General features: G+C 72.5%; 18 protein-coding genes, 1 tRNA gene and 1 pseudogene. 12 read left to right on the top strand and 8 right to left on the bottom strand.

Translation table 11 applies throughout. The features are described 5' to 3' along the window. The first annotated feature begins 40 nt into the window (after positions 1 to 40). The gene (mfd, locus tag A5643_RS15715; protein ID WP_066857561.1) at positions 41 to 3,697 is read left to right on the top strand and encodes a transcription-repair coupling factor; all 3,657 of its coding nucleotides are present in this window, start codon (positions 41 to 43) and stop codon (positions 3,695 to 3,697) included. Further along, positions 3,694 to 4,635 (top strand): nucleoside triphosphate pyrophosphohydrolase, encoded by a 942-nt coding sequence (locus tag A5643_RS15710; protein WP_066857558.1) that lies wholly within the window; start codon positions 3,694 to 3,696, stop codon positions 4,633 to 4,635. Before mfd ends, A5643_RS15710 begins: the two co-directional genes overlap by 4 nt. Here A5643_RS15710 and A5643_RS15705 read toward each other — a convergent pair. Next, positions 4,632 to 5,447, bottom strand: a complete 816-nt coding sequence (locus tag A5643_RS15705; protein WP_156628845.1) for a hypothetical protein — start codon at positions 5,445 to 5,447, stop codon at positions 4,632 to 4,634. The two genes, A5643_RS15710 and A5643_RS15705, sit on opposite strands and share 4 nt — an antisense overlap. 178 nt (positions 5,448 to 5,625) lie before the next feature. Between A5643_RS15705 and A5643_RS15700 the strand changes: the two genes are divergently transcribed. The 8 genes from A5643_RS15700 to A5643_RS15665 all read left to right on the top strand — a co-directional run bounded on the left by A5643_RS15700 (position 5,626) and on the right by A5643_RS15665 (position 12,823). Further along, the gene (locus tag A5643_RS15700) at positions 5,626 to 6,357 is read left to right on the top strand and encodes a lytic transglycosylase domain-containing protein (RefSeq protein WP_156628844.1); all 732 of its coding nucleotides are present in this window, start codon (positions 5,626 to 5,628) and stop codon (positions 6,355 to 6,357) included. An 85-nt stretch (positions 6,358 to 6,442) separates the two neighbouring features. Beyond that, positions 6,443 to 7,729, top strand: a complete 1,287-nt coding sequence (eno, locus tag A5643_RS15695) for a phosphopyruvate hydratase (RefSeq protein ID WP_066857553.1) — start codon at positions 6,443 to 6,445, stop codon at positions 7,727 to 7,729. Positions 7,730 to 7,737: 8 nt separating this feature from the next. Continuing rightward, positions 7,738 to 8,388 carry an FtsB family cell division protein gene (locus A5643_RS15690; RefSeq protein WP_066857550.1) on the top strand — a complete coding sequence of 217 codons (651 nt, stop codon included), beginning with the start codon at positions 7,738 to 7,740 and terminating at the stop codon, positions 8,386 to 8,388. After that, positions 8,381 to 8,872: a DUF501 domain-containing protein gene (locus tag A5643_RS15685; protein WP_066857547.1), complete on the top strand. Its 492-nt coding sequence runs from the start codon at positions 8,381 to 8,383 to the stop codon at positions 8,870 to 8,872. The genes A5643_RS15690 and A5643_RS15685 overlap by 8 nt, the downstream gene beginning before the upstream one ends. Continuing rightward, positions 8,869 to 9,822 (top strand): Ppx/GppA phosphatase family protein, encoded by a 954-nt coding sequence (locus tag A5643_RS15680; RefSeq protein ID WP_066858043.1) that lies wholly within the window; start codon positions 8,869 to 8,871, stop codon positions 9,820 to 9,822. The genes A5643_RS15685 and A5643_RS15680 overlap by 4 nt, the downstream gene beginning before the upstream one ends. An 85-nt stretch (positions 9,823 to 9,907) precedes the next feature. Then, positions 9,908 to 10,732 carry a lysophospholipid acyltransferase family protein gene (locus A5643_RS15675; RefSeq protein WP_231995620.1) on the top strand — a complete coding sequence of 275 codons (825 nt, stop codon included), beginning with the start codon at positions 9,908 to 9,910 and terminating at the stop codon, positions 10,730 to 10,732. Next, positions 10,732 to 11,169 (top strand): SRPBCC family protein, encoded by a 438-nt coding sequence (locus tag A5643_RS15670; protein ID WP_066857541.1) that lies wholly within the window; start codon positions 10,732 to 10,734, stop codon positions 11,167 to 11,169. Before A5643_RS15675 ends, A5643_RS15670 begins: the two co-directional genes overlap by 1 nt. Positions 11,170 to 11,278: 109 nt before the next feature. Beyond that, a complete protein-coding gene (locus tag A5643_RS15665) occupies positions 11,279 to 12,823 on the top strand; it encodes an HNH endonuclease signature motif containing protein (RefSeq protein ID WP_066857538.1) in 1,545 nt (514 codons plus the stop codon). Positions 12,824 to 12,831: 8 nt separating this feature from the next. On the opposite strand, the gene A5643_RS15660 is transcribed toward A5643_RS15665, so the two are convergent. The 7 genes and pseudogenes from A5643_RS15660 to A5643_RS15630 form a co-directional block, all read right to left on the bottom strand. Then, positions 12,832 to 13,512, bottom strand: a complete 681-nt coding sequence (locus A5643_RS15660) for a response regulator (RefSeq protein WP_066857535.1) — start codon at positions 13,510 to 13,512, stop codon at positions 12,832 to 12,834. Further along, positions 13,509 to 15,341: pseudogene (locus tag A5643_RS15655) on the bottom strand (ATP-binding protein); the annotation flags it as partial. The pseudogene A5643_RS15655 and the gene A5643_RS15660, both read right to left, overlap by 4 nt. 117 nt (positions 15,342 to 15,458) lie before the next feature. Beyond that, a complete protein-coding gene (locus A5643_RS15650) occupies positions 15,459 to 15,743 on the bottom strand; it encodes a WXG100 family type VII secretion target (protein WP_066857532.1) in 285 nt (94 codons plus the stop codon). 31 nt (positions 15,744 to 15,774) lie between these two features. Then, the gene (locus tag A5643_RS15645; RefSeq protein WP_066857531.1) at positions 15,775 to 16,071 is read right to left on the bottom strand and encodes a WXG100 family type VII secretion target; all 297 of its coding nucleotides are present in this window, start codon (positions 16,069 to 16,071) and stop codon (positions 15,775 to 15,777) included. 73 nt (positions 16,072 to 16,144) lie between these two features. After that, complete coding sequence (locus A5643_RS15640) at positions 16,145 to 17,290, bottom strand: PPE family protein (RefSeq protein WP_066857528.1); 1,146 nt, start codon at positions 17,288 to 17,290, stop codon at positions 16,145 to 16,147. Between the two features lie 17 nt (positions 17,291 to 17,307). Then, positions 17,308 to 17,607: a PE family protein gene (locus A5643_RS15635; RefSeq protein ID WP_066857525.1), complete on the bottom strand. Its 300-nt coding sequence runs from the start codon at positions 17,605 to 17,607 to the stop codon at positions 17,308 to 17,310. A gap of 158 nt (positions 17,608 to 17,765) precedes the next feature. After that, a complete protein-coding gene (locus tag A5643_RS15630; protein ID WP_066857522.1) occupies positions 17,766 to 19,007 on the bottom strand; it encodes a PPE family protein in 1,242 nt (413 codons plus the stop codon). A gap of 401 nt (positions 19,008 to 19,408) precedes the next feature. Here A5643_RS15630 and A5643_RS15625 point away from each other — a divergent pair, with 401 nt between their 5' ends. Both A5643_RS15625 and A5643_RS15620 read left to right on the top strand, forming a co-directional pair. Then, the gene (locus A5643_RS15625; RefSeq protein ID WP_082948992.1) at positions 19,409 to 19,723 is read left to right on the top strand and encodes a DUF732 domain-containing protein; all 315 of its coding nucleotides are present in this window, start codon (positions 19,409 to 19,411) and stop codon (positions 19,721 to 19,723) included. Between the two features lie 124 nt (positions 19,724 to 19,847). Beyond that, a tRNA-Leu gene (locus tag A5643_RS15620) sits at positions 19,848 to 19,924 on the top strand. The last annotated feature ends 290 nt before the right edge of the window (positions 19,925 to 20,214 follow it).

The raw sequence follows: 20,214 nt of genomic DNA, 5'->3' as shown, positions 1-20,214 counted from the left end.
GCCACAACGAAAATCACCGCCACCTACACTGGGGCCCATCATGACCGCACCGGGGCACGCCAGCCCAGCCACCCCGATCGCGGGGCTGGTGGATCTGGCGCTTTCCGCACCCGCCTTCGCCGACCTCACCGCCACCGCCGCCACGGCGCCCACCGAGCTCACCCTGGTCGGGCCGACCGGGGCCCGGCTGTTCACCGCCGCCGCGCTGGCCCGCGCCACCCCGCTGCTGGCGGTGACCGCCACCGGCCGCGAAGCCGACGAACTCACCGCCGACCTGCGCGGGGTGCTCGGCGACGCGGTGACCCTGTTCCCGTCCTGGGAGACCCTGCCGCACGAGCGGCTCTCCCCGGGGGTGGACACCGTGGGCGCCCGGATGCTGGTGCTGCGCCGGCTGGCCCGTCCGCAGGACACCACGCTGGGCCCGCCGCTGCGGGTGGTGGTGACCACCGCGCGCTCACTGCTGCAGCCGATGGCGCCCGGGCTCGGCGACATCGACCCGGTCACGCTGCGGGTCGGTGCCGAGATCGGCTTCGACGACGTCATCGCCGCCCTGGTGCAGCGCGCCTACACCCGGGTCGACATGGTCGGCCGGCGCGGGGAGTTCGCGGTGCGCGGCGGCATCCTCGACGTCTTCCCGCCGACCGCCGAGCACCCGGTGCGGGTCGAGTTCTGGGGCGACGAGGTCACCGAGATGCGGATGTTCGCGGTGGCCGACCAGCGCTCCATCCCCGAGATCGAGGTCGACACCGTCGTCGCGGTGCCGTGCCGCGAACTGCTGCTCACCGACGAGGTCCGCGCCCGCGCGGCCGCCCTGGCCGGACGGCACAGCGACGCGGCCGCCGCCATCACCGGCGGGGTCAGCGACCTGCTCGCCAAACTCGCCGAGGGCATCCCGGTCGACGGCATGGAAGCCCTGCTGCCGGTGCTGTGCCCCACCGAGCTGACCCTGCTCACCGACCACTTCGCCGAGCCCACCGCGGTGCTGGTCTGCGACCCGGAGAAGGTGCGCACCCGCGCGGCCGACCTCATCGAGACCGGCCGGGAGTTTCTGGAGGCGTCCTGGTCGGTGGCCGCCCTCGGCGCCGACGCACCGGTCGACCTCGCGCAACTCGGCGGCTCGGGCTTCGTCGACCTGGGCGAGGTGGCCGCCGCGGCGGCGCGCCGCGGTCACCGGTGGTGGACGCTGAGCCAGCTCGCCGCGGAGTCGGCGGTCGAACTCGACGTGCGGGCCGCCCCGGTCGCGCGCGGCCACCAGCGCGACATCGACGAGACCTTCGCGATGCTGCGCGCCCACGTGGCCACCGGCGGCGCGGCGGCGATCGTCGCCGCGGGCATCGGCACGGCCCGCCGCCTGGTGGAGCAGCTCAGCGAGGCCGACACCCCGGCCACGCTGATCGACGCCGGGACGGCGCCGAAGCCCGGCGTGGTCGCGGTGCTGCAGGGCACCCTGCACGACGGGCTGGTGATCCCCGGCGCGAACGTGGTGGTGCTGGCCGAAACCGATCTGACCGGCAACCGGGCCGCCGCCCGGCCGGGTAAGCGGCTGGCCGCCAAGCGGCGCAACATCGTCGACCCGCTGGCGCTGGCCGCGGGCGACCTGGTGGTGCACGACCAGCACGGCATCGGCAAGTTCGTGGAGATGGTGGAACGCACCGTCGGCGGGGCGCGCCGGGAGTATCTGGTGCTCGAGTACGCCTCGGCCAAGCGCGGCGGCGGATCCGACAAGCTCTACGTGCCGATGGATTCGCTGGACCAGCTCTCGCGCTACGTCGGCGGGCAGGCGCCGGCGCTGTCCAAACTCGGCGGCAGCGACTGGACCAACACCAAGACCAAGGCGCGGCGCGCGGTCGCCGAGATCGCCACCGAACTGGTGGCGCTCTACGCCAAACGGCAGGCCGCGCCGGGGCATCCGTTCGCCCCGGACAGCCCCTGGCAGGCCGAGATGGAGGACGCGTTCGGGTTCACCGAGACCGTCGACCAGCTCACCGCGATCACCGAGGTCAAGGCCGACATGGAAAAGCCCATCCCGATGGACCGGGTGATCTGCGGCGACGTCGGCTACGGCAAGACCGAGATCGCGGTGCGCGCGGCGTTCAAGGCCGTGCAGGACGGCAAGCAGGTCGCGGTGCTGGTGCCCACCACGCTGCTGGCCGACCAGCACCTGCAGACCTTCACCGACCGGATGGCCGGGTTCCCGGTCACGATCAAGGGGCTGTCGCGGTTCACCGACCCGGCCGAGTCCCGCGCGGTGCTGGCCGGCATGGCCGAGGGCACCGTCGACATCGTCATCGGCACCCACCGGCTGCTGCAGACCGCGGTGCGCTGGAAGGACCTCGGGCTGGTCATCGTCGACGAGGAGCAGCGCTTCGGCGTCGAGCACAAGGAGCACATCAAGGCGCTGCGCAGCCACGTCGACGTGCTGACCATGAGCGCCACCCCGATCCCGCGGACCCTGGAGATGAGCCTGGCCGGCATCCGGGAGATGTCGACGATCCTCACCCCGCCGGAGGAGCGCTACCCGGTGCTGACCTACGTCGGGGTCTACGACGACAAGCAGGTCGCCGCGGCGCTGCGCCGCGAACTGCTGCGCGACGGGCAGGTGTTCTTCGTGCACAACCGGGTCCGCTCGATCGACGAGGCGGCCGCCCGGGTGCGGGCCCTGGTGCCCGAGGCGCGGGTCGCGGTGGCCCACGGGCAGATGTCCGAGGAGCTGCTGGAGACCACGGTCCAGGCGTTCTGGAACCGCGAGTACGACATCCTGGTGTGCACCACGATCGTGGAGACCGGGCTGGACATCTCCAACGCCAACACCTTGATCGTCGAACGCGCCGACACCTTCGGGCTCTCCCAGCTGCACCAGCTGCGCGGGCGGGTGGGCCGCGGCCGCGAACGCGGCTACGCCTACTTCCTCTACCCGCGTGAGACCACGCTGACCGAGACCGCCCACGACCGGCTCGCCACCATCGCCCAGAACAACGAGCTGGGCGCCGGGATGGCGGTGGCGATGAAGGACCTGGAGATCCGCGGCGCGGGCAACGTGCTCGGTGTCGAGCAGTCCGGCCACGTCGCCGGGGTCGGTTTCGACCTGTACGTGCGGCTGGTCGGGGAGGCGGTGGAGGCCTACCGGGCGGCCGCCGACGGCCAGACCGTCGCCACCGAGGAGGCCAAGGAGGTGCGCATCGACCTGCCGGTCGACGCCCACCTGCCGCCGGACTACATCCCCAGCGACCGGCTGCGGCTGGAGGCCTACCGGCGGCTGGCCGCCGCGGCCTCCGACGACGACGTCGCCGCGGTTGTCGAGGAACTCGTCGACCGCTACGGCCCGCTGCCCGAGCCGGCGCAGCTGCTGGTCGCGGTCGCCCGGCTGCGCATCCTGTGCCGCGCCCGCGGGGTCACCGAGGTCGGCACCGTCTCGGCGACCACGCTGCGGCTGGCGCCGCTGACCCTGGCCGACTCCGCGCAGGTGCGGCTCAAACGCGTCTACCCGGCGGCCCGCTACCGCGCCACCACCGCCACCGTGCAGGTGCCGGTGCCGCGGTCGGGCAACGGCGTCGGCGCCCCGCACATCCGCGACCTGCAGCTGGTGCAGATGGTCGCCGACCTGCTCGCGGTGCTCGACGCCCGCCCGCTCGGCGACATCGACATCACCGGGCTGGCTGTGCCGGCAGCGGCCGGGGCGAAACGGCAGGCGCAGTGACCGTCGTCCTGGTCGACCCGCGGCGGCCCTCGCTGGTGCCGGTCGACGCCGTCGCCCTGCTCACCGGGGAGGTCGCCTACACCGAGGAACTGCCCGTCGTGGTGCCCTGGTCGCTGCCCGCGGCGCGACCGGTCCACGCCGGCGGCGACGCCCCGGTGCTGCTGAGCTCCGACCCGCAGCATCCGGCGGTCACCGCCCGGCTGGCCGCGGGGGAGGCCCTGATCGCCGCCCCCGAGCCGCCGACCGGGGAGCGGCTGGTCGACGCGGTGGCGCTGATGGACCGGCTGCGCAGCACCGGCCCGTGGGAGCAGGAGCAGAGCCACGCCTCGCTGCGCCGGTTCCTGCTGGAGGAGACCTACGAACTGTTCGACGCCGTCGAGCGCGGCGACTACGAGGAGCTGCGCGCCGAACTCGGTGATGTGTTGCTGCAGGTGCTGTTTCACGCCCGCATCGCCCAGGAGGTCACGCCGGGCGGGTTCACCATCGACGACGTCGCCGACGCGCTGGTGCGCAAGCTCACCGGCCGGGCAGCCAATGTGCTTGCCGGGGAATCGGTTTCACGCGACGACCAACTGACCCAGTGGGAGCGGACCAAAGCCAGGGAGAAGACCCGCCTCTCGGTGGTCGACGACATCCCCACCGCACAGCCGGCGTTGGCGCTGGCGCAGAAGGTGATCCGCCGGGTCACCCGGGCCGGATTCCCGCCGGATCTGATCCCCGAGGCGATCACCCGCATCACCGTGACCGCCGACGCCGACGACGTCGAGATCACCCTGCGCGCGGCGGTGGTGGAGTTCATCGAGGCGATCCGGCGCGCCGAACGCGTTGCGGCACAACCCGACGACGCCGACACCGAGGCCGCGCCGTTGGAGACGACCGCGCCCGGACCGATCAGCGAAGAGCGCTGGCGGACCGCCTGGGCGGCGCTGCAGCCCTAACCGCGCAGCGGCGCCGCGCCGCGGCGACCGGCCACCCGCAGTGCGACCGGCACCGCGACCAGATACCCCGCCCAGGCCGCGAACTGCAGCGCGGTCGGCGCCGGGGTGAGATGGAAGACCACCCGCAGCAGCGCTCCGGGCACCGTCCACCAGCTCGACCAGCCGCCGCCGTCGAGCACCGCGCCGGCCGGCAGCCACCCGGCCTGCTGCGCCGAACCGACCCCGTCGGCCAGCACGCCGGCGTTCACCGCGATCACCACCACACCGGCGGCGCCGCGCAGGACCCCCGGCCGCAGCCGCGCGGCGGTGACACTGAGCCCGGCGGCCAGCGCCGCGGCCGTCAGCACCCCGGCGGCCAGCCCGACCCACCCGCGCAGCCCGCCGCCGGCATAGCCGGACAGCACCCACCCCGCTTCGACACCGTCGCGGCCCACCAGCGCGAACACCAGTGCGGCCGGCGCCCACCGGCCGGCGTCGCCCGCCGCGGCGCGCCACAGCACCGCCGTGACCAGCCCGACCGCGGCCCCCGCCACCAGCGCACGCCAGCCCGCAGCGACCGGAAGTGTGACGCTGACCGCACCGGCCACCAGCAGCGCGCCCGCGGCGAGCGACATTGCTGCGGCCAGGGCGAACCCGATCCGGACCAGACCGTCGCGCCGGCGGGCCCGGACCACGACCGCGGCCAGCAGCCCCACCACCACGGCCGCCGACAACGCCAGCCGCAGTCCGAGCATGCCCTCGCCCACCAGCGGCAACGCCACCTCGACCGGGCCCGACCAGCCCGGCGGGCCGACCCCGGACAGCGCGATCACCGCCACCTCCGGGCGGGACCGGAGCCACCCGGGCCGGACCCCCGAAGCGGGTTTGCTGGTCGCAGGGGGTACGGCACGAGACCCAGATTGCCAGCCGGACGCTATACCCTCGCGTGCGGGGCAGGGGCAGCGGAGACCGTGGGACGATGAGCCCGACGAAGGGGTGTGAGGGAGTTCTGTGGGGACGGTGCGTTGGTTGCGCGTGGTCGCCGTCATCGGCGCCACCGTGCTGCTGCTGGCTTCCAGTTGCTCCTGGCAGTTGAGTGCCCGGCTGCCCGACGGCGTGCCGCCTCCGCCCGGGGACCCGGTCCCGCCGATCGACACCCACGCTGAGGGGCGCGGCGCCGACCAGCTGGCCGACTGGGCGGCCGAGCGCGCCGTCAAGCTGAACATCCCCGCGACCGCGCTGGAGGCCTACGCCTACGCCGCCCGGGTTGCCGAGGTGGAGAACCCCCGCTGCCAGATCGCCTGGACCACGCTGGCCGGGATCGGGCAGGTGGAGAGCAGGCACGGCACCTACGCCGACGCGCGCCTGGCCGGCAACGGCGACGTCGACCCGCCGATCCGGGGGCTGCGCCTCGACGGCACCGGCGGCACCAAGCACATCGTCGACACCGAGGCCGGCGACCTGGCCGACGAGGACGGGGTGGTGCGCGCCCTGGGGCCGATGCAGTTCATCCCGGAGACCTGGCGGCTCTACGGCGTCGACGCCAACAACGACGGTGTCATCAGCCCGGACAACATCGACGACGCCGCCCTGTCCGCGGCGGGCTACCTGTGCTTCCGCGGCAAGGACCTGTCCACGCCGGAGGGCTGGATCGCGGCGCTGCGCGCATACAACCACTCCGACCAGTACGCGCGTATCGTGCGGGACTGGGCCGCCGCCTACGCGGCGGGCCATCCGCTGTAGCGCGCCGCGCCGCGCAGTCCGTCGCGGCCGGGCCGGCGGTCGCTGCAATACTTGTCGGGCAACCGTCGAAGCAAGGAGAACTTCAGTGTCGATCATCGAGCAGGTCGCTGCCCGCGAGATCCTCGATTCCCGCGGCAACCCCACGGTCGAGGTCGACGTGCTGCTCGAGGACGGCGCCGCGGCGCGCGCGGCGGTGCCCTCGGGCGCCTCCACCGGCGAGCACGAGGCGGTCGAGCTGCGCGACGGCGGCTCCCGCTACGGCGGCAAGGGCGTGCAGAAGGCGGTGAGCGCGGTCCGCGACGAGATCGCGCCCACGGTGATCGGCTTCGACGCCGCCGACCAGCGGCTGGTGGACCAGGCGCTGGTCGACCTGGACGGCACCCCGGACAAGTCGCGGCTGGGCGCCAACGCGATGCTGGGCGTGTCGCTGGCGGTGGCCCGCGCCGCCGCGAACTCCGCGGACCTGCCGCTCTTCCGCTACCTGGGCGGGCCCAACGCGCACGTGCTGCCGGTGCCGATGATGAACATCCTCAACGGCGGCGCGCACGCCGACACCGGCGTCGACGTGCAGGAGTTCATGGTGGCGCCGATCGGCGCGGCGACCTTCGCCGAGGCGCTGCGCTGGGGCACCGAGGTCTACCACGCCCTCAAATCGGTGCTGAAGAAGCAGGGCCTGTCCACCGGACTCGGCGACGAGGGCGGCTTCGCCCCCGACGTGGCGGGCACCACCGCGGCGCTGGACCTGATCAGCACGGCCATCGAGGACGCCGGGTTCAAGATCGGCGCCGACGTGGCGCTGGCGCTCGACGTCGCGGCCACCGAGTTCTACCGCGACGGCGGGTACGCCTTCGAGAAGCAGAACCGCAGTGCGGCGCAGATGGCCGAGTTCTACGCCGAGCTGCTCGGCGCCTACCCGCTGGTCTCCATCGAGGACCCGCTGTCCGAGGACGACTGGGACGGCTGGGTGGCGCTGACCGCCACCCTCGGCGACCGGGTCCAGCTCGTCGGCGACGACCTGTTCGTCACCAACCCCGAGCGGCTCGAGGACGGCATCGAAAAAGGCGCCGCCAACGCGCTGCTGGTCAAGGTCAACCAGATCGGCACCCTGACCGAGACCCTCGACGCGGTCGCGCTGGCGCACAACAGCGGCTACCGCACCATGATGAGCCACCGCAGCGGCGAGACCGAGGACACCACGATCGCCGACCTGGCCGTCGCCGTCAGCTCCGGCCAGATCAAGACCGGGGCGCCCGCCCGCAGCGAGCGCGTCGCCAAATACAACCAGCTGCTGCGCATCGAGGAGCTGCTCGGCGACGCCGCGCGCTACGCCGGAGATCTGGCCTTCACCCGGTACGTCCCGGAGACCAAGTAGCCGGGTAGATGTCGGAAGCCAAGCGGCGCACACCGGCCTCCCGGCCGGCCCGGGGCGGGGACAAGACCCGGGACCGGCCGCGCCAGCGGGCGCTGCCGCGGCGGGTGCGCCCCGAGGCCGGCGCGAAGCCGCCGGCGGCGGCCGACCCGATCCGACAGGGCATCGCCGAGGCCGCCGAGGAGCGCGCCGAGCAGCGGATGGGTTTCACCGCGGGCCGGGCCGCGGTGCTGGCCGTGGTGGTCTGCGTGCTGACCCTGACCACCGGCCCGCCGGTGCGCACCTACTTCGCCCAGCGCACCGAGATGCATCAGCTGGCGGCCTCGGAGGCCGCGCTGCGCCAGAAGATCGCCGACCTGCAGCTGCAGAAGGAGAAGCTGGCCGACCCGGCCTACATCGCCGCGCAGGCCCGGGAACGGCTCGGGTTCGTCATGCCCGGGGACGTGCCCTACCAGGTGCAGTTGCCGCCGACCGCCGACGTGCCCGCGGTGCCCGGCGGTGAACCTCAGGCGGTGAACAGCGGCGACCCGTGGTACACCGCGCTGTGGCACACCATCGCCGACGCGCCGCACGGCCCGCCGCCCGAGGCCCCCGCGGAGCCGGCGGGGCCACCGGCGCCGCCGCTCCCGCCGCCCGCACCCCCGGGGCCGCCCGGTGGTTGAGCGCACCGACCTCGACGCCGTCGCGGCGCAGCTGGGCCGCGCCCCGCGCGGGGTGATCGCGGTCGCCTACCGCTGCCCCAACGGCGAGCCCGCCGTGGTCAAGACCGCGCCCCGGCTGCCCGACGGCACCCCGTTCCCGACCCTGTACTACCTGACCCATCCGGCGCTCACCGCCGCGGCCAGCCGGCTGGAATCCGCCGGGGTGATGGCCGAGATGACCGAGCGGCTGCGCACCGACGCCGAGCTGGCCGCCGCCTACCGGGCCGCGCACACGTCGTACCTGGCCGAACGCGACGCCATCGAACCGCTGGGCACCGCCACTTCGGCCGGCGGCATGCCGGAACGGGTCAAATGCCTGCACGTGCTGATCGCGCACTCGCTGGCCGTCGGCCGCGGCGTCAACCCGCTGGGCGACGAGGCGCTGCGGTTGCTCGCCGACGACCCGGCGCTGGCCGGAATCCTGGTCCCGGAGCAGTGGCGGTGAGCGCGACGGGGCCGGTCGCGGCCATCGACTGCGGCACCAACTCGATCCGGCTGCTCATCGCCGAACCGGACGGTGGCGCCCTGCGCGAGCGGCACCGGGAGATGCGGATCGTGCGGCTGGGCCAGGGTGTCGACGCCACCGGCCGCTTCGCCCCGGAGGCCCTCGAACGCACCCGGGCCGCCCTGGACGACTATGCCCGGTTGCTGGCCGAGCACGCGGTGGCGCGGGTGCGGATGGTGGCCACCTCGGCCGCGCGGGACGTGGGCAACCGGGCGGAGTTCTTCGCGATGACCGCCGAAGTGCTCGGCGCGGTGGTGCCCGGCGCGGTGGCCGAGGTGATCACCGGGTCCGAGGAGGCCGCGCTGTCTTTCGCCGGCGCGGTGGGGGAGCTGGACGCGGCCGCCGCCCCGTTTCTCGTCGTCGACCTCGGCGGCGGCTCCACCGAGCTGGTGCTCGGCGACGACGACGGGGTGACCGCCGCCTTCTCCACCGACATGGGCTGTGTGCGGCTGACCGAACGCTGTCTGCACAGCGACCCGCCGACCGCCGCCGAGGTCAGCGCCGCCCGCGCCGTGGTCCGCGACCAGCTGCGGGCGGCGGTGCGCACGGTGCCGGTCGAGCGGGCCCGCACCTGGGTGGGGGTGGCCGGGACGATGACGACCCTCGCCGCCGTCGCCCACGAGCTGCCGGCCTACGACCCGGCCGCCATCCACCTGTCGACGGTGGGCCGTGCCGAGCTGGCGGAGGTCTGCGGGCGGCTGCTGGCGATGACCCGGGCGGAGCGGGCGGCGCTGGGGCCGATGCACGCCGGGCGGGTCGACGTGATCGGCGGCGGCGCGATCGTCGTCGACGAGCTGGCCGAGCTGCTGGCCGAGCGGGCCGGCATCGCCGAACTGACCGTCAGCGAGCGTGACATCCTCGACGGCATAGCCTTGTCGTTAATCGACTGAACCCGCCCCGCCGTCGCGGCGGCCGTGGGAAGGTCATACGAACCGGGTCGGCGCACCGATATCCGGTCGGGAGAGGGGAACGGTCGTGGCTGGGCCGCAAGATGATTGGTCGCCGCTGGCGGAGGAACTCGAGGGGCGGGATCCGGAGTTCATCCGCAAGATGCTGCCGCGTTTCTGGCTGTGGGCGCGGATGTACTTCCGGGCCGAGGTCAGCGGGTTTGAGAACGTTCCCGACGAACCGGTGCTGTTCGTCGGCAACCACAGTGGCGGCTCGATGTCGCCGGACACCTTCGTGTTCGCGCTGGCCTACCACACGTTCTTCACCGTCGAGGGCAGGCCGCTGGCGGCGTTGGCGCACGACATCGTGGTGCGCACCCCGTGGATGGGTTCGATCGCCCGCAAGATGGGGATCGTGCTGGCCCGGCCGAAAACCGCGGCCAACCTGCTGTCCGCCGGCGCCAACGTGCTGGTCTACCCGGGCGGGGACGTCGACGCGCTGCGCCGCTGGCGCGACCGCAACAAGATCATGTTCGACGGCAGGCAGGGCTTTTTGAAACTGGCGCACAGCGCCGGGGTCAAGATCGTGCCGGTGGTCGCGGTCGGCGGGCAGGAGACGTTCTTCGTGCTCAACGACGGTCGCAAGACCGCGCGGCTGCTGCGCTTCGACAAGCTGCTGCGGGTCAAATCGGTGCCGCTGAGTCTGAGCTTCCCGTGGGGGCTGCTGCCCGGGGATCTGCCGCACGTGCCGTTCCCGGCCAAGATCCGCATCGAGGTGCTGCCCCCGATCGACCTGCGGGAGCGGTTCGGCGACGAGCCGGACTGGGACGAGGCCTACGGCTATGTGGCCTCCACCATGCAGGTGGCCCTGTCGAGTCTGGCCGCCAAGACCGTCCTCCCGGTGTTCGGCTGATGGCCACCGTCGTCCGCGCGGTGCGGGTGCAGGCACCAGCGGCGGAGGTGACCAAGGTGGCCACCGATCCGTCGGTGGTCTTCCCGATCATGGGCAGCTTCGGCCGGTTCGATTTCATCAGCCGCCACCGCGACGGCAGCGAGCAGTGGGACCTCTACCTCAACGTCGGCTCCATCCTCGTGGGCGGGCGGGTCCGGGTCTCGCCGCTGTCGACGGACGCGCTGATCTGGCAGTCGCTGCGCGGCACCCGCCAGCGGGCGCGCATCGAGGTGAGTCCGAACGGGGACGGCGCGACGGTCACCATGACGATGCAGGTGCACTTCTCCGGGCGGGTCACCGGATGGCTCACCGGGCAGCTCGCCCGCGGCATCCTGGCCCGCAACATGGAGGCCGGGCTGCAGCAGCTGCGCCACCACATCGAATACGGGCCCGGCTGACCGCTGTGACGCGCCTGCCGCGACCGGGAGTTATCCCCGGTCGCGGCTTCATTCATGATCGCCGCTCCGGCGATGGCGCGTGTCGGCCGCGCGGAGTACGATCGAACGTATGTTCGAAGATATGTTACCGACCCCGGAGCCGCTGGCCGACGTCGACGACGCGGAGCTGATCGAGGCGGTCGCCGGGTGGGCCCGGATCGAGTCGGCGGCCGCGGCCCGGCGGCTCGACGCGATCGCCGAACTGGTGGCGCGCCGCTCCGACCGTCCCCCAGAAGCCGGCCGGTGGGCCTGTGACTGTTGGGACGCCACCGCGGCCGAGGTCGCCGCGGCATCGAACACCAGCCATCGCATGGCGTCGAACCAGCTGTACCTGGCCATCGCGCTGCGCAACCGGATCCCGGCGGTGGGCAAACTCTTCCTCGACGGCGCCATCAGCGCCCGGTTGGCCTCCACCATCGCCTGGCACACCACCTTGATCGAGGACCCCGCCATCGTGGCGGTCGTGGACACGGAGTTGGCCGCGCTGGCCACCCGGCTGGCGCCGTTGTCGGCAGCCAAGGCCGCGACCGTCATCGAAGCACTGATCGAGCGGCACGACCCGGCCGCGTTGCGCAAGAGCCGGGCCGAGGCTCGTGGCCGAACCGTGGTGGTCAACGGCACCGAGACCCGGTCGGGTGTCACGCCGCTGTGGGGACGGTTGTTCGCCACCGACGCCGCCGCCCTGGACCAGCGGTTGACCCAGATGGCCCGCGCGGTCTGCGTCGACGACCCCCGGACACTGGCACAGCGCCGCGCCGATGCGCTCGGTGCGCTCGCGGCCGGCACTGCGCTGGTCTGCCGGTGCGGACGCACCGACTGCCCGGCGGCCGCCCCCGCGGCGGACTCCGGCGTCGTGATCCACGTGGTGGCCGAGAGCGCCGCGCTGAACGCTCGATCCGACCCGCACATCAACGGCGAGGAGCCGGTAGACCGGCGTACCCCGGACATGACGCTGGGCGATTGGCTGGCCGTCAGGCGCGAGCCCGACCCGCCCGCGGTGACCTCGCCGGCGACGATCGTCGGCGGCGCCAGCATCCCGGCGTCGGCGGTGGCCGAGCTGATCAACCGCGGCGCGGCGGTCAAGCCGCTGGCGCCGCCCGTCGGCGCCCCGGCGGAGCTTCGGTACCGGCCCAGTGCGGCGCTGGCAGCGTTCATCCGGTGCCGTGATTTGACCTGCCGGTTCCCGGGCTGTGACCGCCCGGCCGTCTACTGCGACATCGACCACGCGGTGGCCTACCCGTCAGGGGCCACCCACCCGTCGAATTTGCGTTGCCTGTGCCGAAAACATCACCTGCTCAAGACTTTCTGGAGCGGATGGCGCGACGTTCAGCAGCCTGACGGCACGATCGTGTGGACTTCGCCGACCGGTCACCGCTACATCACCCGGCCGGGCAGTGCGGCACTCTTCCCGGGACTGTGTCTGTCCACCGGGGTGGCGCCCACCGCACAGGTCACGGTGCCCCGCGATGCCCGGCGCACCCTGATGATGCCGATCCGCAGGCGCACCCGCGCCCAGGACCGGGCCGGGTCGATCGCCGCCGAACGCGCCCGCAACGTGGAACGGACCGATCAGGCCGCGCCCGGCGCGGACGGCGACAAACCCCCGCCGGGCTGACCGGTCGGCTACGCCTCGAAGCGGTATCCCATGCCGGCCTCGGTCAGCAGGTGGCGGGGATGAGACGGGTCGTGCTCCAGTTTGCGCCGCAGCTGAGCCAGATAGACCCGCAGATAGTGGGTTTCGGTGGCATAACTGGGACCCCAGACCTCCCGCAGCAACTGCTCGCGGCTGACCAGCTTGCCGCGGTTACGCACCAACACCTCCAACATGCCCCACTCGGTGGGGGTCAGGTGTACTTCCGCGCCGTCTTTGGTCACCTTCTTGGCGGCCAGATCCACGGTGAACGAGGCGGTTTCCACCGTGGGCTCGCTGACCTCGGTGGTGGTGGCGGCGCGGCGCACCGCGGCGCGCAACCGGGCCAGGAACTCATCCATCCCGAACGGCTTGGTGACGTAGTCGTCGGCGCCCGCGTCGAGGGCGGCGACCTTGTCCGAGGAGTCGGTCCGCGCCGACAACACGATCACCGGTGCGCTCAGCCAGCCGCGCAGCCCGGCGAGCACCTCGATGCCCGACAGGTCCGGCAGGCCCAGGTCGAGGATCACCACGTCGGGGGTGTGGTCGGCGGCGGCGCGCAGCGCTTCGGCGCCGGTGGCGGCGATGACGACGTCGTAGCCGCGCGCGGTCAGGTTGATCCGCAGCGCCCGCAGGATCTGCGGCTCGTCGTCGATCACCAGCACCTTCGTCATCCGATACCGCCTTCCGGTGGCGCAGCCAACTCCACGACGACGGTGAGCCCGCCGCCCGGGGTGGCGGTAGCGGTGATGGTGCCGCCCATCGCCTCGACGAACCCGCGCGCCACCGATAGTCCCAATCCCACCCCGGAAGTATTGTCGCGGTCGCCGAGCCGTTGGAACGCGCCGAAGATCTGCTGTTCGGCGTCCGGGCTGATGCCGGGGCCGTCGTCGACGACGGCGATGCGCACCCGGTCGCCGGCCGCGGTTGCGGTGAGCCGCACGGTGCTGTCCGGCGCGTAGCGCAGCGCGTTGTCGACCAGGTTGGCCAGCACCCGCTCGAGCAGACCCGAGTCGGCCAGCACCACCACGTCACCGCCGCTGACCGCCACCCGGTCCACGCCGGGGCGCGCGAACCCGGTGGCGCCCTTGCCGATACTGACCAGCGCTCGCTGCACCGTCTCCTCCAGATACACCGGGCTCAAGGTGGGCCGCACCACGCCGGCGGCCAGCCGCGAGGAATCGAGCAGGTTGCCCACCAGCGCGGTCAACTGGTCGATGGATTCGTCAACGGTGGCCAGCAGTTCGGCGGTGTCGGCGGGGGAGAAGCCGACGTCGTCGGCGACCCGCAGGCTCGACGAGGCGGCCTTGGCGGCGGCCAACGGGGTGCGCAGGTCATGGCTGACCGCCGACAGCAGCGCCCGGCGCAGGTTGTCGGCCTCGGCGAGGGCCTCGGCGCGGCTGGCCGCCGCACGCAGCTCACGTTGCCGGACCAGGCCGGCCGCCTGGTTGGCGACCGCGCTGAGCACCCGGCGGTCGCGGGAATCGAGCCGATGGCCGGACAGCAGCAACCAGAACTCGTCGTCGCCGACCGGGATCACGGTGTCGGCCGCGTCGATCGAGGCAGGCGGGTCGACGCCGACACCGGCGACCAGGTGGGCCTCACCCGAGCGCTGCCGCAGCATGCTCATGGCCCGTTGGGTGTAGGCCTCCCGCACCCGGTCCAGCAGCGTCTCAAGATCCGCCCCGCGCAGTACCGAACCGGCGAACAGCGTGAGCAGGCTGGCCTCGCGCGTCGCCCGGCCGGCATCGCGGGAGCGGCGCGCGGCCCCGTCGACCAGGATGGCGACGGCGGCCGCCACCACCAGCAGCACCATCTCGGTGACCACCGCGTCGGGTTCGGCGATGGTGAAACTGCCGCGGGGGTCGGTGAGGAAGTAATTCAGCAGCAAGCTGGAGAGCACCGCGGAAACCAGTGCGGGCGCGATCCCGCCGGCCAGGCCCACGATGAGCACACCGACGAAGAACAGCGCCGTCTTGCCGCCCACACCGAGCACCCGGTCGAGGTCGGTCAGGATGAGCGCGCACACGAAGGACGGCACCACCACCGCGGCCAGCCAGGCCGAGAGGTGGCGACGCCGGGACAGCGTCGACGGCCAGTGCAGGCCCCGCCGGGATTCGCCGTGGGTGACCATGTGCACGTCGAGGGTGCCGCCGCGCTGCAGCACCGCGGCCCCGATCCCTTCGCGGAGCAGCCGTTCCCACCGGGAGCGGCGCGAGGTGCCGATCACCAGCTGGGTGGCGGCGACCCGGTGGGCGAAGCTCAGCACGGCGGCGACGACGTCGTCGTCGACGATGTCGTGCATGGAGGCGCCCAGCCGGTTCGCCGCGTCCCGCACCTGCCCCAGCTCGGCCGGGCCCGGCGACCCGGTCGCGGTGACGACGTGCACGGCCAGCAGATCAGCGCGGCTACGCCGGGCGATCTCGGCGCCGCGGCGGATCAACGTCTCCGATTCCGGCCCGCCGGTCACCGCCACCACGACGCGTTCGGCGCCGCGGGTGGTGGTCGGGGCGGGGGGAGAGCCGCTCACGGCACCATCATCCATCGGGGGGAGTCGTTCTCCGCGCACCGCAACGCGGCAGCACGCCGGGGGAAGCGCGCTGCCGCGTCGGGTGGGGGGCTACAGCCAGCTGGAGCCGACGGCGCTGTCGGTGGTCGCCATGTTGTTGCCGGCGCTTTGCACCTTGGTGCCGTGGTCGTTGGCTTGCTGGTAGATCACCTGGAAGTTGCGGCCCAGCTGCGCGATGAACTCCTGGCACGCCGCCGAACCGGCGCCGCCCCAGAAGTCCCCGGCGGCCAACACATCCCGGATGATCGCCTGGTGCTCGGCCTCGAGCGCGGCGGCCTGAGCCTTGATCACCGCGCCGTGGGCGTTGACGTCGCCGAACTGGTAGTTGATCGTCATCGATTTCGTCCTTTCAAACCCGTGGTGGTGGTCAGCTGCTCAAGCTCGTCTGCGCCGCAGCCTCTTGCTGCTCGTAGACGTTGGCGTCGCGGATCAAGCCGTCGCGCACGCCGTGCAGCATGTTCACGATGTTGCGGAACGCGGCCTGCATCTGGCCCATCGTGTCCAACGAGGTCCGTTCCGCGATACCGCTCCAGCCGGCGCCGGAGATGTTCTGCGAGGACGCGAACATCCGCCGCGCCTCGTCCTCCACGGTCTGGGCGTGGACCTCAAACCGGCCGGCCATGTCCCGCATGAGCTGCGGGTCGGTCATAAATCGAGCTGCCATGATGGCTCCTTTCGGTGAGAAACGTTCTTGATCAGTTGTTGGCAGGGTGTGGTGGCAGGTCTCCTCCCCTCGCTCAGACCGCCGGCCGCGGCATCACCGGGTGCGGCTGAGGCCGTACCTCGAATCGGGGAGTCATGCCCATGTTGGTGCCGCGGTTGGTGCCGGCCAGCGGCAGACCGCCGAGCATGTTGCCGGGCGTGCCCGGGGTGGCGGCGGCGCTGCCCGCCGAGGACAGGCCGGCGGCGGTCGGGCTCACCGCCGGAGCGGCGGTCGCCCAGCCCTGCGGGGCCGACAGCCCGCCCAGCGAGACCGCCCGGCCGAGGCTGGCGGTCACCGACCCGGCCGGTGTCCCGGCAGCCGTGGTCGTCGAACTCAACGCGGCGGTGGCCGGGCTCAACCCGCTGGTGAACGCCGGCGTCAGCGCCAGCGCGCCCTGGTCGAGGCCCTGCGTCGCCGAACCCAGCGACGGCACCGAGGAGCCGGCCGACATGCCCACCGAGGCCACCGAACTCAGCATCGACGAGCCGTTGCTGACCGGTGAGGCCAGGTTGTTCAGCATGCCCAGCGAGTCACCGGTCGAGGCACCCGGCCCGGATACCGCCGAACCGACCTGCGACAAGATCGACTGGGTGTTGCCGGCCGCCGAAGAGGCCTGCGCCTGGGCGACCGAGGCCGCCTGGCCGGCGATCCCGGCCTGGTTGGTGTTCTGCTGCGGCGGGGTGAACGGCGTCAGCCGGGTCGCAGCCGCGGCCGCACCGGCGTATCCGGACATCGCCGCCACATCCTGGGCCCACATCTCCATGTAGTGGGCCTCGGTGGCCATGATCGCCGGGGTGTTCTGCCCCAGGATGTTGGTGGCGACCAGCGACATCAGCAGGGCTCGGTTGGCGGCGATCACCGGCGGCGGCACCGTCGCGGTGAACGCGGCCTCGTAGGCGACAGCGGCGGCTTTCGCCTGCGCCGCGGTCTGCTCGGCCTGCGCAGCCGTGGTGGTCAGCCACTGGCTGTAGGGGACGCTCGCCGCCGTCATCGCCACCGAGGACGGGCCCTGCCATTCAGCGGCCAAGCCGGTCACCGCCGCGGTGTAGGACGCCAGCGCCGAGAACAACTCGGCGGCAAGCGCGTCCCACGTCGCGGAGGCGACCAGCATCGGCCCGGCACCCGGTCCGGCGTAGATCCTCGCGGAGTTGATCTCCGGAGGCAGAACGACGAAGTCCATTGCTCCTCACAACTTCTCTAGCGGGTCGCCGTCGCGTTGGCGGCCTCGGTGGCGGCATAGGATGCGGCGCTGGTGCCGAGCGTGGCCACGAACTGCTGGTGGATCGCCGCGGCCTGGGCGGCCACCGCCTGGTACAGCTCGCCCTGCGCGGCGAACTGCGCGGCGGTCAGCGCCGACACCTCGTCGGCGGCGGCCGGCACCACACCGGTGGTCGGAGCGGCGGCGGCCGCGCTGGCGCTCGTCATCGCCGTACCCACGCCCTGCAGGTCGGCGGCGGCCGCGGTGAGCAACTCCGGCTGTGCGGTTACGAACGACATGTCCTTGACTCCTTTTCTGATCCGGCTCGGATCAACTGCTTCGACAATCCCCCGCGGGTGCGGGGGGTGGTGGGTTCCTTACGGGGTCTTAACGGGGTCGGGCCGGACTTTTACGCGGCGTTGACGACCGCGCCCGGACGATGTGGCGGCGGTCACGGCTATCCCGCCGCCGGGGTGTGGCGGACCACGGTCGGGGGAGTGGGTTTCAGCCCGAACCGGGGCGCGGGGGTGTGGCCGAACGGGGCGTGCCCGCCCATCCCGCTCATGCCCAGCCCGGCCGGGACCGTCGCCACCCGCCCGTCCGGGCCGATCACCTGGGTGGTGGGGGCCACCGCGGAGGTGAGGGCGGGGCCGGTGGCGTTCATCGGTGGTGCGGCCGCCGCCCAGGTCTGCGGCACCGAAAGCCCGCCGACGGGCACCGCTTTGCCCATCGCGGCGCCCACCGGCGCGGCGGCGGACGGCATCATCTGGTGCCAGCCCACGGTGGTCGCCGTGGTGGCGCCGGTCATGCTGCCGCCGAGCGCCCCGAGGTCGCCGAGCGGCCCTTCCGGGTTGAGCAGCGCACCCAGCCCGCCGAAGGGCCCGCCGAGACCACCGGCGGCGTTCTCGCCGGTCCCGGCGAAGTACCCGATCATGTTGGGCAGCAGGGTCGACGGGATGTAGGCCAGGGCGGTGGTCAGACCGGACGCACCGCTGCTCAGGATCGTCGACATGCCGGGGTCGGACAACGCCGATCCGGGCGCCTGGGCGAAGGACTGCAGCGCCTGCGGGATCGCGGCGACCAGTTGGGTGGCGTAGTCGGTGGCCGGCGTGCTGGCGGCCTGTGCGGTGCTCGCCGACTGGCGGGCGAGGCCGGCGGGGTCGGTGTTCTGGCGCGGTGGCGCGAACGGGTTCATCTGCGCGGCGGCGGCCGAGGCGGACGCATAGCCGTACATGGCGGCGGCGTCCTGTGCCCACATCTGGCCGTACTGCGCTTCGCCGGCGGCGATCGCGGCGGTGTTCTGGCCGAAGGTGTTGTGGGCGATGAGCGTGCGCACCAGGCTGCGGTTGGCCGCTACCTGCGCCGGGGGAACGGTCACGGCGTGGGCGGCCTCGTAGGCCTCGGCGGCGGCGCGGGCCTGCGCGGCGACGAGCTTGGTCTGCGCGGCGACGGCGTGCATCCACGCGGCGAACGGCGCAGCGGCTTTGGCCATCGCCGCCGACGCCGGCCCGGTCCAGCCGTTGCCGGTGAGGTTGGCGACGGTCGCGAAGTATCCGGAGGCCGCACTCTCCAGTTCGGCGGTGAGGGCGTCCCACGCGGCGGCGGCCGTCACCATAGAAGCCGACCCGGCGCCGGAATACATTCTGCTGGAATTCAATTCCGGTGGCAGCGCCCCGAAATCGATACCGATAGCCGACATCGGTGAATCCTTCGCTCGGCTGGCCGGTTGCAGCGGGCCAGTGGTGGATGAGCCGGCCGCGACGCTGCGGAAGATCGGCGTGACGGTCTTCAGCTTGCAGTAGGAAAACCGTTCCGACCGGCTCGGTAACCGGCTTTTAACGCAGCGCCGACAACTTGTAACACCGCTGACCCGAAGGGTTGCGCGGGCCGACCCGGTGGGTGGATTCGAGTGGTGTTCCCAGCATCCAGCTCTCCGGCGCGAAACGTCCTGTCCAAGAGCGGGATTGACTGCCGTGATGGTGGGCGCGGGTTGCGCTGGGGAAGCGCCTGTGACAGCGCGTAACGGAGAGTTAACACGACGTTCGATGCAGGTAACACACGGTAACCCCGGGGTAATCGCGCGGCGCGAGCATGGTTGCCATGAAACGCCACCTGCTTCTCGCCGGCGCCGCCGCGACGATGATCGTGCTGGCGGGTCCGGCGCACGCCGACCCGGCCGCGCCGGACGCCGGCGACGACGGCTTCCTGGCCGCGCTGGATCAGGCCGGCGTCCACCACAGCGGTCCGGCTCAGGCGATCGCCGCCGGCCACGCGGTGTGCCGACTGATGGACGGCGGGCTGTCCCCGGTCGACACGGTCAACGCCGTGCGCTCCACCAACCCGGGCTTCTCGGTCCAGCAGTCCGCGGTGTTCGCCGGCATGGCGGCCACCGCCTACTGCCCCCAGCACCTCTGACCGGCGCCGTCCCCAGCACCTCTGACCGGCATGTTTCGGCCGCAGCCTGCCGCACCCGCACCCCCCGCGCTCGCGGTACCGTTGCCCTGCGCCGGCCACCTCGCTGGCCTGCGCGATTGCGGGCGCCCCTATAGCCCAATTGGCAGAGGCAGCGGACTTAAAATCCGCACAGTGTGGGTTCGAGTCCCACTGGGGGCACCAGGTCGGCCGGTCGTTCGGCGTGGAAGGTCGCACCGCCCCCAAAAGGTCGACACGCACAATAGTGACCGAATCGGTGGTGTGATTTAGCCCTCACGAAAGCGCCGGTGTGGTTGTTCCCGAAACCGAATCCGTGGGACCCGTCCGTGCCCCATGGGGTTAGCTGGCAGGAGCGTAAGCGCAGGTAGTCCAGGATAGGGAGTTAACTCCAGGCCACAGCTGAACATCAATGTCGATAACGGCCGAATCGTCCGTCGTCCCCAAATCGGTAAAAGTGTGACGCACGTTAAATT

The organism is Mycobacterium sp. 1274756.6, assembly GCF_001668625.1.
Lineage (GTDB): Bacteria > Actinomycetota > Actinomycetes > Mycobacteriales > Mycobacteriaceae > Mycobacterium.
This window is presented reverse-complemented; position numbering and strand designations above follow the sequence as displayed.